This window comes from Leptolyngbya sp. Cla-17, from assembly GCF_016807185.1.
GTDB lineage: Bacteria > Cyanobacteriota > Cyanobacteriia > Leptolyngbyales > Leptolyngbyaceae > ULC077BIN1.
In genome coordinates this window covers 83,864-97,771 of sequence record NZ_JAEVYN010000002.1, presented here as the reverse complement: position 1 = coordinate 97,771, position 13,908 = coordinate 83,864, and the positions used below count along the sequence as shown (strand labels likewise).

7 protein-coding genes are annotated in these 13,908 nt (G+C 47.9%); 3 read left to right on the top strand and 4 right to left on the bottom strand.

Features of this window, described 5'->3' with window-relative positions; all coding sequences use genetic code 11:
* Window positions 1-263: 263 nt before the first annotated feature.
* A complete protein-coding gene (locus tag JOY44_RS11640; protein ID WP_171573935.1) occupies window positions 264-3,158 on the bottom strand; it encodes a hypothetical protein in 2,895 nt (964 codons plus the stop codon).
* Between the two features lie 19 nt (window positions 3,159-3,177).
* A complete protein-coding gene (locus JOY44_RS11635) occupies window positions 3,178-4,506 on the bottom strand; it encodes a P-loop NTPase fold protein (protein WP_171573934.1) in 1,329 nt (442 codons plus the stop codon).
* Window positions 4,507-4,892: 386 nt separating this feature from the next.
* Here JOY44_RS11635 and JOY44_RS11630 point away from each other — a divergent pair, with 386 nt between their 5' ends.
* Both JOY44_RS11630 and JOY44_RS11625 read left to right on the top strand, forming a co-directional pair.
* Window positions 4,893-5,519: a DedA family protein gene (locus tag JOY44_RS11630; RefSeq protein WP_197985205.1), complete on the top strand. Its 627-nt coding sequence runs from the start codon at window positions 4,893-4,895 to the stop codon at window positions 5,517-5,519.
* A gap of 281 nt (window positions 5,520-5,800) precedes the next feature.
* The gene (locus JOY44_RS11625) at window positions 5,801-7,528 is read left to right on the top strand and encodes an ABC transporter ATP-binding protein (protein ID WP_171573933.1); all 1,728 of its coding nucleotides are present in this window, start codon (window positions 5,801-5,803) and stop codon (window positions 7,526-7,528) included.
* A gap of 11 nt (window positions 7,529-7,539) precedes the next feature.
* Here the strand turns inward: JOY44_RS11625 and JOY44_RS11620 are convergent, their stop codons facing one another.
* Both JOY44_RS11620 and JOY44_RS11615 read right to left on the bottom strand, forming a co-directional pair.
* The gene (locus tag JOY44_RS11620; protein ID WP_197985203.1) at window positions 7,540-9,528 is read right to left on the bottom strand and encodes an ABC1 kinase family protein; all 1,989 of its coding nucleotides are present in this window, start codon (window positions 9,526-9,528) and stop codon (window positions 7,540-7,542) included.
* 450 nt (window positions 9,529-9,978) lie between these two features.
* Entirely contained in the window at window positions 9,979-11,379 is a 1,401-nt protein-coding gene (locus tag JOY44_RS11615) for a TldD/PmbA family protein (protein WP_171573932.1), read from the bottom strand.
* A gap of 280 nt (window positions 11,380-11,659) precedes the next feature.
* On the opposite strand from JOY44_RS11615, the gene JOY44_RS11610 reads away from it, so the two are divergent.
* On the top strand, window positions 11,660-13,903 hold the full coding sequence (locus JOY44_RS11610) for a CapA family protein (RefSeq protein WP_171573931.1): 2,244 nt from the start codon (window positions 11,660-11,662) through the stop codon (window positions 13,901-13,903).
* The last annotated feature ends 5 nt before the right edge of the window (window positions 13,904-13,908 follow it).

Here is a 13,908-nt window from a genome sequence, read left to right as displayed (position 1 = left end):
TGATTACTATTATTTCTGATCAAGGGTTTCCTTGTCAGCATTCCCAAATACCAATCAAGCAACTCAGGGAGGAGCAACTTCTTGCCTATTTTGACAAAATATTTCCAAACTAGATTCACACAAACAGGTGTTATGTTTCAGGCTTCGATGTGAGCTTTCGACCTGCGAGCTTGAGCCAAAAGCTCAGCCAAACGTTGTTAGGGCGTGTTCTACGCAGAAACTGCGAAATTATGTCTTAAAAACGGGCACCAACAATTTTTACGCTATTCTGGCGGATTACTAGACTCTTGATTGTTAGCCTTTGCAAACAGGTTTAATGTGAGAGCAAGTTCTTGAGTCAAGCTTTGAATATCTAGGCTAATTTGATCACGCCGTTGTTTCAACGAGACAATGCTTTTCTCTAAATTTTTCCGTTCATTTCGTTCATTTTCCAACTCTGTTTTCAAAGAAATCACACTCTCAATTTGCTGATTGCGAATGAAGGTGACAAGGTAATCGTGAACAATTTGGTAGCGATTGACGGGAGAGTCAGGAATCAGAAAAATTAGACCCGAACCGACCAGCACTTCTAGCACCAAGTCGAGATCAGCAAGATGAGTGATCAAACCCAAGTCAACCAAATCGGCTTCTAAGTCGTCGCGGTTTTTGAGCAGGCGAGTCTCTTTTTCATTAGTCAACAAAAACAAGATAATCCGGGCGAGTTCTTCGTTTTCGGAGCCACAATCTTTGACAACATCTTCGAGCGATCGCTGCACCAATTTTTCTTTAGGACCCTTCTGCCGATATTTCTCTAGCGTGTCAATATCTTCTGTTTGCAATTGGGCACCGACCACCTGAAGTTCAATCGGTCGTACTTCACCCACGTCGCCTGCCAAATCTTTGACCAACGCATCAATCAGGTCATCTGGCAGATAAAACTGGGCATTGCGCGTCAAATTTTTGATCACCATTTTGGCATCCTCTGGAGTGAAGTCCCCCAAGGGATACAGAATCTCTTTGGAAAGAATATCGTTGTCGATGATTTCCAGATTGGTCAAGCGTTGAAATTCCAGCAGGTAATGGAGATAATCCTCTCGCAAGGACAGCACAACTTTAACAAACGGCATATTTAGACAGTCGCGTAGAAATCGATAGAAGGGCAAACGCGATTGGACTGTTTCGTAGGCAAAAAAGAATTCTTCAAACTGGTCGAAGATCAAAACGGGCAAGCGGAGATGGGTCGTAGTCAGGGAAGAGAGGCGAGACAGAATCGTAAGGGTAGGGAGATCGGAGGTTACTTCACTGCTAACTGCCTCCTGCTGCACCGTAATCAGAATTTTTTCTAGAGCGACCTGCCAATCCGTATAAATTTCTAAAAGGATGGGGATCGTGACCCGTCCTTCGATCGCGTAGTCCATCAACATGGGGATTAACCCAGCCTGAACAATGGAACTTTTGCCTACTCCTGAATTTCCATGAATCACGATCAGCTTGTTTTTGGCATAGTTGAGGCGATCAGTAATCTGTTTCACATCCTGTTGGCGACCCGACGCAGAAATTTCCTGAGCTAACAGTAACTTCTGATCAATTTGAGGCGGCAGCGGAAAAGGGGAGATCGCTTGATACTGCTGAGGCTGCAAGCGCAACGCTCCCACAAAGGCGCGATAGCCATACTGATGTTCTAACAGCCGTCGGGCTTGGCGAGTGCGAAACGCTAACAGATACTCTCCTTTAGCAAAATAGTAGTGGCGTAGGTGGCGCAGAATCTGGATGTAAAGCGGTGGATTACTTTCGGGATGACTGCGATCGCGAGCCGTTTCCAGGTAATAGATGGCAGCTTCTAAATTACCTAAAGCTTTTTCAGATCTGGCAAGCAAAAATAAATACCATCCTGAGTGATAACGATGCGCCAAAGTCAGGCTTTGTTCCAAATGAGGTTCGGGAGGATGTCCATCCGTGTGAAGCTCAGCTTCTACTGTTTCCAATATCTCTAACGCCGTACTAACCTGTTCTCTCGCCAATTTCCAATCAGCCCGTTCCAGCGATGCCTCTGCCAAAAAGCCGTAGTCTCGCGCTAACCGGACAGGATCTTTATAAAGCTTGTGCAGAATTAGCCCTTGTTTTGCAACTTCTTCCAGTGCATCCCATCGTCTGAGCTTTTGCAGCGTTTCTGCTTGAGCCATAATAAATCGGGCAACTAAATCTTGGCGGTTTTCTTCAGCAAACAGAAGCAAGCTACGGCGAAAGTAGTCATGGGCTTGCTCACAGGCATCGTAATAAACCGAACGCTGTAGCACGGCATAGTAGCGCCACCACCACCCCAAGTAGAAGAGAAGACAGGCGGCTCGTTCAGGATAGGGAATGGGAAGGAACTGGGGAGAGGAAGAAGAGGGATGAGCCGGAATGCGGGAGAGCCAAAAGTTGAGGCTGCGTTCATAGAGGGTATAGGCAGCTTGCATTTCGCTGCGAGCGTGGGCATCTTGTCCTAACAGAAAATCTAAGCTGGCTTGCAGGTCGGGCTGGATGGAAAAGTTGCTGGTATGAAGATCAGCGATCGCGCACTTTAACTCACTTTGACGCAGCAAGTTGTTAGGAGATGTGAGCTTCCAATTGGCTAAGAAAGACTCATCACCCAGATCCAAAATGGAGCTAAATAGCCTGTCTGCATGAATTTTCAGCGATCGCTCGAGTTCAAAAGCTGGCATTTCAAAGCAAATTTCTGCCATTCCTGCCCAACTGTATAGATCCAAGGCGAGAGACTTCAATTTACGCAGCACTTCATTATTCACCCACAACACAATCGGAAACGAAAACTGCTTGCGGAGTTCATTGCGGACTAAATTCGTTGCCGTTAACACTTCGTCAAGCTCAATCAGAGATTCCAACCCAAACAACATCAGACATTGAAGCGATTTTCGTCCATCTCCTGGCCCACCCTGAGCGATCGCTGCATGGATCGTTGTATACAAAGTTTTTGCGGTTTCTGGCAGGTGAAGAGTAGAAATGGAGAGATCAGATTGTTGCTGTAACTGGTAAGCAACGCGATCGCGCAATTGCCTATAATTACAACGCACTACGATCAGGGCAAATTGGTTTTCCGAGAAGGAAATTGCCCGGTTCAGCGTTTTCAACGCTTGCTCATTTCTTGTCTCAACATTTTGCATCGGCTCAGGTTTCATCTACATGCCTACCGTTTTGTTATGAGCCTGACTTTGCAGCTAGCCAATCTTGATACCGCTTCGTCTCTGTCAGAATGGGATTGATCCCAAACCAACCGCCCTGAGCATCGTAATATTCAAAGACAAACATGCTGCGGAGCAAGGTTTGGTATTCTATTTCTCCTTTAACGCTTTGATTTTTAACAACCTGAAAAATCAGGTTCCATTCTTCATCATCGATCGCCCGTGCCAGGCCATCTCGTCGCTCTCGGATAACTTGCTCGATCGTGTTCCGTGAAAAGGGCGGATCGCTCTGCTGAATGCAGTTCCAGACTAAGCCAAGCAGATTTCGCACATGCCCACCGCTGACTAAGCAGAGACGGTCTATCAGTTCTACACTGTCAAAGATCTGAGGCAAATAATCAAGCCGCTGATCGACGGTGATATCCGGAAATGCCCGCGCTAAAATCATATGTCTCAGCAAGTTAACGCCATTCTCGTCTTGACCGCCATTGCGATTTTTCACCGGCACCATCGGCAGCACTTTGGGCGAAACGCCACCACCCATCCGTTGCTTTAGGGTTTCGTTTTCATTGGAAAACACTAACCCTAGGGGAATGGTATACACCACATGGCAGTTGAGCCGTGAGAGTTGGTCGCCGCGATCGATAAATAAATATTCTGGCTGGGTGCGTCCGGTTTGCAGTTGGCGAGCATCAACGCGATCGAGGTTATCAATAATCACCACCAGCCCCTTTTTGCCACGTTGCTTTAACTCTGCAATTGCTCTGCCAAACAATTCTTCATTCACAGATTTGAGAATGCCGTTGGTACGCGGCTCCATGTATTGCCGCAGTTGGCTGCGTAGCTTGGGGCTATCTTTGGTCTTAGCCGTCACTTTGCTGATGCCAACAGAAAATTCCATCCCTGTAATATCGATTGGGGTTTGCAAAATTTCACCCACTTCCGCAAACAGGTTAATAAAATAGTTGGGCTTGATGCGAATTTGATTAGCTTCTAGCTTCTCGCTCACCTGATGGGCGATCGCCAGCAAAATATCTGTCACATCTACATCCGACATATCTAAGTCTTCACTAGACTCGAAATAGACCACAAAAAACCCTCGTCCTTCCAACTCTGCTTTCAGCCTGAGCAACTCGGTCGATTTGCCGCAGCCCACGTGCCCTGTAAATAGTTGACAGGTACTTTCCTGCGGTAATAAGTCAATGGTCCGGCGAAGTTCTTGAATCAGGTTGGTGCCCCGCACGGCTGAGAAATCAATATAATATTTGCGATCGACAGGGTTAGCGTAGAACAAGGTGCGGCTAGGGTTACACGCTTTGAAAAACTGGGCAACGTCTAAAGGCATGAGGATGAGGGAATGGAGGGCAATAAGAAAAGTTGTGAGTCTTAGTTGTGAAATGGATGAGTATTAAAGGGGACGCATTTTGAAGTGAAGCGGTTCTCCTTCAAAATTTAGCACTGAGAACTCAAACTTTCTTCCCTCACTGTGTATCCTTGCTTTTTTGCCCTGGCTGAGTCAGCCTACCTAAATTTGCCGTGAAGTCGATCGCTTTCTGATGGCGAATGGCACAAAAATTGATAGGGTTGTAGCCAACATCTTGTTACAGAACTGATGGGTTCTTTCTACGGGCAGTGTGAATCGCCTGAGCTAGAGCATCCTTTCTATTAGGATTCATCTTAGAATCGTCTTTTGTAGGTTCACATCCCTAACAACCTGAAGGAAATCGAGCTATGTCTGACGCGATCGCACAGTGGGTAACCAACACCATGAGCTCAATGGGATATTTGGGTATTGGGCTACTCATGTTTCTAGAAAACCTGTTTCCACCCATTCCATCAGAACTGATCATGCCGTTCGCGGGTTTTACAGTGTCACAAGGCAGAATGGAATTTATTCCAGCCGTGGCTGCTGGAGTGATTGGGACGGTTCTGGGTGCCTATCCCTGGTATTACGCCGGAAAATTGATTAGCGAAGAGCGGATCAAACTACTTGCTGATCGATATGGCAAATGGCTGACGCTTTCAGGAAAAGATATTGATAAAGCCAATGAATGGTTCAACCATCATGGAAACATGGCAGTCTTTCTGTGCCGATTGGTGCCCGGAGTGCGGACGTTGATTTCTCTCCCTGCGGGTTTGAATGAGATGCCGTTGATTCCATTTACGATTTATTCCACACTTGGCACGACTCTTTGGGTCACCCTGCTGACCTTTTTAGGTTTTCAGCTAGGTAACAACTATGAAAACGTCGATCAATGGCTAGCTCCTGTATCCAAAATCGTTGTGTTTAGCTTACTTGGGCTATTCGTATTTTGGATTTGGAAACGAAAAAAGTCTCAATCATCTAGGAAAAATTAAGTTTCAAAGCGACGTGCCTCATACCTGTAAAAGCACCTGGTCTAAGCTGTTTCCTAACTGCGACCACTTCTATCTATACCGTTGTGGGAGATAATGTTGGTTAGCGACTGGAAACAATTTTGGTCGTCACTGGTCGTTAAATCACTGAAGATACTTTTTGGGAATAACTCATCTCCCAAGATGGCTCAGTATTTATTACCGATTGATATTTTGGTAATTATCATCGGCTTGACTGCTCTCTCCATTGTCCATTTTTATCAAGAAAGTAAATTTAGCAAACGTTGAACGCTCGCGATCGCTACTGGCAACTTCTCACTTACATCCGTCCCCAGAAAACACTCATCATCCAAGCTCTGCTATGCACGTTGGTGTTCACGGCAATGTGGCCGGTTCTAGCGTGGTTAGCGGGTGAGATGGCAAAACCGATTGCGCTGGGACACGTTGCAGCAATTGCAAAGATTTCTGGAATTGCTGCTTTAGCGTTTTTGGTGCAAAAAATTGCTCAATATGGGCAAGATACTTTAATGGCAAAAGCTGCTTTGGCGATCGCCTTTCAGTTGCGCACTCAGGTTTATTCCCATCTTCAACGATTGAGCCTCAGCTACTTTGAAACTGCTCAAAGTGGCGATCTTGCCTATCGGATGACAGAAGACATTGACCGAATTGGCGAAGTCGTCAATAAAGCCTTTCATCAATTTTTGCCTAGCCTATTACAGCTAATTGTGGTGTTGGGATACATGATCTATCTCAACTGGCAACTGACCCTCACAATCTTAATCATTGCGCCAGTGATGGCAATTTTGATTACCTGGTTTGGAGAGCGAATCCGCAAGCTGTCCTATCGGAGTCAAAGTAACGTTTCTAACCTCTCTGCACTGTTAGTAGAAGTATTTAGCGGAATGCGTTTGGTGCAAGCCTTTGCCGCTGAAGATTACATGTTGGGGCGGTTTAGTCGGGAAGCGGAACAGAATCGCCTTGCTCGCTACAAAACTGAGAAGCTAAAAGCGATTCAGGCCCCCGTAGTGGGTTCCTTAGAAGCTTTTGCCCTACTGTTTTTGCTCCTGTTTGGGGGCTGGCAGGTTTCGACTCAAAATATTACCGGCAGCGCTTTTGTCAGCTACCTGGCAGCCGTGATTATGCTGATCGATCCGATCGCGTTGGTGACGGGCAACTACAACGAGTTTAAACAAGGGGAAGCCTCTCTCGACCGCGTGTTTGAACTGCTATCGATGCAGCCTACGGTGGTAGAAAAGCCTGGAGCCGAGCCGTTACCACCCGTTACAGGCAAGGTAGAGTATCGCGATGTCAAGTTTGCTTACAAGCCTGAGCAGCCTGTTCTGAAGCAGCTAAGTTTGTTAGCGTTGCCAGGAGAAGCGATCGCCTTAGTCGGTCATTCGGGTGCTGGCAAAACCACCATGGCAAACCTGCTGATGCGCTTCTACGATCCGCAGGATGGGCAAATCTTAGTAGATGGGGTCAATATTTGCGATGTCAGCCTACGAAGCCTGCGCCGACAGATTGGTATCGTTCCTCAGGAAACCATTTTATTCTCTGGCACGATTGCTCAAAACATCGCCTTTGGGCAAAATGACTTAGATCTAGATGCCATTGAAACGGCTGCCAAGATCGCCAATGCTGATCAATTTATTGTGGAATTTCCGGAAGGATACCAAACCTGGGTCGGTGAACGAGGGGTTAATTTGTCGGGTGGACAACGCCAGCGATTGGCGATCGCCCGGGCCGTACTGCTTAACCCACGCATTTTGATTCTCGATGAAGCCACATCTGCCCTCGACTCAGAATCCGAAGCGCTGGTGCAAGAAGCCTTAGAACGATTAATGAATAACCGCACTGTGTTTATCATTGCTCATCGCTTGGCTACCGTCCGCCGCGCTGATCGCATTTTGGTATTGGAACAGGGGTATGTCGTAGAATCTGGCACCCATGCAGAATTGTTGAGTAAAGAGGGACGGTATGCCCGATTTTACGCCCAGCAATTCCAGGACTAGAGGTTTTTTTCCTATCTATTCGCCGGAGCTAGCTGAGGTGGTTTCGGAGATCGCGTACCATTTTTCGACTCAGGTTCATCCGTCAGCAAAAATTCCCGGATCAGACGAGTGAGCGCCCGTTGAGTCAATCCTTCTGCAATCTTCTGCCCCATCTGGCGAGTCTCAGATTTCACCAAAAGCCGAGGAATCACAGGCAAAAGCATCAGTGGGTCAAATCCAGACGTTTCTTGCAAGATGCCCCAAATCCGCTGAATGTGTTCAAAGGTTTTCTGGTCGGTGGAGGACACCACAGGAGGCGTGACAGCAAAACCCAGCCGTTCACGCACCGTATAAGTAAAGCTGCGAAAGGCGCTGTTGCCCAGCGTATCCAATCCCCGGACAATTACATCCACCAACTGAGAGCGAATTAGCTCGCCCCGCGAAGAGAAAAGGTACTCAACGCTTTGATCAAGCACTTTTCCTAAATCATAATCACTGCTATCACGGGCGTTTCTCAACAGATTTTCCAGACGATTCCACCGGAAACTCTCATCCTTGAACAGTAAATCTCGGAGGGAAGCCCGCAGTTCTGGCGCAGGATCAGTCAGCAGCCGCTTGGCAACATAGGGATAGGCTTTGCTCAAAACCTTAAACTCTGGATCAACGTTAATTGCAATGCCTTCCAGTGTGACCAGCGATCGAATGATCAAAGCAAAAAACGCCGGCACCTGAAACGGATAGTCATACATCAAGCCCGACAATTTATCCGTAATAGTTTTGATGTTGATCTCTGCGACAGTGGCACCTAAAGCATCATTAAACACAAACGCCAACGCTGGAATAATCGGTGTTAGATCAGTGTCAGCGTCTAAGAAACCGAGATTGACATAATCATTGGCTAACCCTTCAAAATCGCGATTAACCAAATGAACCACTGCCTCGATCAACCCGTAGCGTTGAGCCGGAGTGACCTCACTCATCATGCCAAAGTCGAGATAAGCCAGCTTACCGTCTGGAGTTGCCAGCAAATTACCAGGGTGAGGATCGGCATGGAAAAAGCCATTTTCCAAAAGCTGCCGTAGAGAACACTGAACTCCGACAGAGATGAGGTAGCTTGCGTCAATCCCCTGTTCGCGGATGGCATCTAGCTGCGTCAGCTTAGTGCCAGTGATCCATTCCATCGTCAAAACACGCCGTCCAGTGTACTGCCAATAAATCCGAGGAACGTAGATTTCGGGGATTTTGCCATAAAGGTCTGCAAATCGCTCGGCGTTACGTCCTTCCTGGCTATAATCTAATTCTTCAAAAATACGGGCAGCAAATTCATCAATGATGGCAACCAAGTCACTCCGAATCTGCTTGACGTTTTTCATCAAAAAGGCGGCAAGCCGACGCAGGATATACATATCTAGCGCAATGCTTTGAGACAATCCAGGACGCTGCACTTTAACTGCAACATCTTCCCCTGTTTTCAATTTGCCTTTGTAAACTTGACCCAAAGAAGCGGCAGCGATCGGACTTTCGGTTAATTCAGCATAAATTTCATGGGGTTGAAAGCCCAGTTCTTCTTTGATGAATTGGTAAGCAAGAGCATTATCAAATGGTGGAAGTTGGTCTTGCAGGCGGGTCAATTCATCTAGATAAGTAGGCGGCACCAAATCAGGACGGGTTGAAAGCGCCTGTCCAACTTTAATGAAAGCAGGACCCAGACGAGTGAGAATTTCCCTCAACCAAATTGCCTGTTTGCGCTGCTGAGCCTCAGAAGGAGCTTTACGATTCCACCACCAAATAAACCCATAGCTAAGAAACGGTAGAAAAATCTGAGCAATCCGGTTCAAGACCTGCAACGGACGCTGAGAGTAAACCGCCGCGATCGCGTCTGCGTCGTATCGAAGAGCTTCAGTATCCGGCAGCGGTGGTTCAGCAGGTTTGAGCAGCATACCCGCTGGCAATGGCTCCTCAGTAAAAAACGACGGCTCAACCAAGTTTTCAGACGTTTGAAGCAAAGGAGAATATGTCACAGGTCGTTTTAGCTCGGGTGAAGTGGCAGTCAACGTTGCAGATTAAGGTTTCGTGGCTGTCTAGCCAGGATATCAACTATTATGTAACGCATTGTAACAAGCAGATAGCAACAATGCGGTTAAAACTGCCTATTTTTATCACGCTCAGGGTTCTGTCCTCGCCAAGTCACCGATGTGGTGGTAGATGGCGATCGCCAATAGGTTATCGCTATAGCAACAACCTAATCTTTGGAGTTTCATGGATTTTGTCCAAAGCGCCCCATAACCCTAACCCGATAGAGATGAAATCTACCGTAGCCCAAAGAAGGATTTTCCCTAAGGTTCAGGTAGAAGCTAAAGGATTCTTCGCATTTCCTATTTTCACCTGACCTCTTTGCCGACCGATACCGTTCGGCTGAGCCCTTTTTGGTTTACAGCGCCCAGGTCAAAGCCCAAATCGAAGCTCACCCATTATTCAACTGCTTCGCCGCCCACAACCACATTCCGAACTCTCAAGCTAGGACCACCACAGCCCACAGACAAACCGCTTTGTCCGCCTTTACCGCAGCCACCTGACTCATCCCAAAAAAAGTCATTGCCGATCGCTTCAATATTTGCCAAAGTTTTGAAGGCATTGCCCGATAGGGTAACATCGCGCACCGGCTCAGCAATTTTGCCATCACGAATCATCCAGGCTTCGCCAGCGGCAAAGGTGAACATTTCTCCATTGGTCATTCCGCCCAGCCAGTTACAGGCATACACGCCTTCTCGAATGCCGTCAAACAAGTCTGCAACGGGAGTTTTGCCTGGTTCAATCCAAGTATTCGTCATGCGAACAATCGGCGGGTAATGGTAGTTTAGGCAGCGTGCATTCCCAGTTGGAGTTTCCCCCAGTTTACCTGCTGTCTCACGAGAATGCAGCCGTCCGACTAGAACACCATCTTTGATCAATTGTGTGGTTGTAGCTGGAGTGCCTTCGTCATCATAGTCATAGCTGCCGCGATGCCCCTCGGAGGCCGCCCCATCAAAAATTTGCAGCTCTTTTGGACCAAACTGCCGACCTATGCTCATGGTCTCCAGCAGATCAGGATTTTCGTATGCCATGTCTGCTTCAGAGAGGTGTCCAAAGGCTTCATGAACAAACAACCCCGTCAAGACTGGATCGATTACCACCGTGTAGGTATTGCCTTTGACCGGGGGTAATGCCAGAGAATCGACTGCTCGTTGTGCTGCGCTACGCACTTGAGTATCCAATCCGCTTAAATCTTCGTAGGCTTTTCGAGATCCTGTGGTTTCACGCCCAGTTTGCACGCGATCGCCGTTGCGAGCAGTCGCCGCATAGCGCATCTCCATATCGACCCACGACTGTTCCAGCATGGTGCCATCAGAAGTTGCCAAAATAGTTCGTTGGGCGCTGTCGCCATAGCGGACTGAAACAGTAGCAATTTGCGAGCTAACGCTTCGCAAAATCTCTCCATAGTGCTGGCACAAACCTTTTTTTTGCGCCAAGGAAATCTGCCGTGGATCGCTGCCCACTAAAGGAAAGATGCAGATGTCTTGGATGGGATCAACGGGTGCCAGCAGGGTTTCTTCATCACCAACTAACCGAGCGGCAGCGATCGCTGCTTCTACTTGCTCTTCGAGTGTGGCAAGCCGATTAAAGCTCGCAAAGCCCCACCCTCCCTTATGACAAGCCCTTACATGTCCACCAATGGAAATTCCTTCACTCAACGTTTCAATTTTATTTCCACGCAGTAAGATATCGGTTCCTTCGGCAGCTTCTAGGCGAATCGCCAAATAGTCCACATGGGAACGGTAACGAGCGATTAAATCAGCTAGTAAATCTTTTGCGTTGGCAGGTAAGGTAGTCATAAGGAAATTTAGACCCGGTAAAACGCTCTATCTATTCTCTAATCAATTGAGACTAGATGCAAAGTAGAGTGCAAAGTTTAGAGCGCAAAGTTTGGGATCAATTGGGATCAAGTATTAGAGCGACTGTGTAAATAAAAGCTCTCTAAAAAGTTTTGGGTGATTTACTGAATATAATTTGGTTGAAATTGGTAGATATAGAGTATTAATAGGTTGTCAATTTCTCCTGTATTCGAGAAAGAGATGATTTTCTGCTAGTGGCAGTGTTTGAGGATGAATGGGTATGGTTCAGTCTGCAATGTTGGGATACTCGCCGAATGTGTTGCAACTCGCTCAGCGGGGAAATTTACAGGCGATCGCGCAGTGGCTTAATCAATCGTTGCGTCCCTATGGGCTAAAGGCACGAGTTGGTTCTAGCAATCCCACCAATCTACGGCTGCTGATTGAATTGCCCTTTATTCCAGATCAGGAAGTCCCTGAAGGCACTTGGCAAGAGCAACTAATGCGATTTGTTTGCCATCATTTGTGGCAGTTGAATTCCCCAATCATTCGGGGTGCCAATATTGCGGTTCGGTTGGCAGATAGACCACAACAGATTCTTTGGAAGCAATCGGTACGGATTGTCACGCCTGCCAATCGGAATCGCTCTCAGCCCCATCAGCAGATGCGATCGCGGATTCACAAAACCGCTCGACGCAAAACCCGCCTACGTTTTGCTCGGACCTTGTTAGTGGGTGGACCTGCCGCTGCCGCCATCATGGTCGGTGGCTTTTTGGGCTACAGCCGAGCGCCCGTCGCTCAAACAGATGCCTCTGCCTCTTCTCAATCGGGTAATAAAAATCTTCCTACCCGCTCTGATACCGTTCGGACTGCCTTAGAAACCGTTCCCGTGTGGAAGCACAATCAAGTTGCCAATCCTCAAGACCCAACGGTGACACTGATGTTTGCAGGGGATGTCACCCTATCAGACCATTTTGAAGAAATCATCGGTCAGGATTATCAACGCCCTTTTGCCGCCATGAAGGAGTATCAGCAGGCAGATTTATCCATGGTGAACTTGGAAAACCCTCTGACCAGAGCAACCCTTGCCATGCCTGGAAAACAGTTTAACTTCAAAGCTGATCCTGATGCGGTCAAGGTGCTGACGACTGGTGGAGTCGATCTGGTGAGCCTGGCAAATAACCACACCATGGATTTTGAAGCGGAGGGATTGAAGGAAACGCTGACAACGTTGGATGCTGCCGGAATTCAATATATGGGAGCCGGAAAGGACATCACTGAAGCCCGCCGCCCGAAAATTATTGATGTGAAGGGTCAACGGATTGCCTATCTTTCCTATTGGGGAGAAGAATACGGTGCAGAAGTAAACAAAGCAGGTGTTAATTCGATTAAGGAAGATCGGATTGCAGAAGACATTAAAGCTATTCGGGATCAAGTGGATTGGGTCATAGTGAACTTCCACTGGGGGCAAGAACTGGCAGAAGCTCCAGCCGACTGGCAAGTGAAGCTGGGGCATTTCACGGTTGACCAAGGTGCCGATGTTATTGTCGGGCACCATCCCCATGTGCTGCAAGGTGCAGAGATTTACAAAGGTCGCCCGATCGCCTATTCCATGGGTAACTTCATCTTTGGTGGTAATTCTCGCACCGATTACGAAACAGCAGTGATGCAAGTTTCCCTCAAAGACAAACAGATGAAAGTAGAGTTTTTGCCGGTTGAGGTGACGGGCTACCAGCCAAAAGTTGCGGAGGGCGATCGCGGGGCTACTATCCTCAAAAACATCACTCAGCTATCTGCCAATTTTCAGCAACCCATGCAGTCCCCTGTGATACTCGATGCCCGTGCGCCCCAGACTCCTATACCCACGGCTGTTCCAGAGGCACTAGCTCCTGCCACGCTGCCAACCTCTCCATCCCTGCCGCGCATCAACCGGGCACCAGCACCGTTATCACCCGATAATTTAATTCCGCCACCTGCTGATGTTCCAGCCGTTGATGCAGGTGTAGGGATTCCTCAAACAACCGTCGCGCCAGAAGCCCTCAATAGTCCAGCGACACCGTCTACCCTAGATGAAGTCAGTACGCCTACACCGATTGATCCAGCAAATACCGATATCCTGCCGGGTTACGGAGAATTGAGCCCTCCTACGCCGACACCTAGGAGCAACCCAGCCGATATCACTCAGCCACCTGCGGCCCAAACCGAGGCTCCGGTGATTTCTCCCAATGCGCCCCAACTTCCTGCTTTCGCAAATCCTAGTAACTCCTTCACCAATTCTCCTAGCCAAACTCCACTCAAAGGCAATCCGCAAGGAAATCAAGGAATTCCCCAAGTCAACCAGCCGACCTCAACAGATTCCGTGGATTCTACGGCGTTACCTGCGGCTCAGCCTAGCAACGTTAGTTTTCAGATTCACCCCAAATCTGTAGTGAAAATAGCGCCCGTAGCTGAAACAAAGCAGGTGACTGAGCCTGAAAAAGATTTTGCCACGCAAGATGTGGCATTAAAAGCGCCGATGATGTGGTAGCTCGT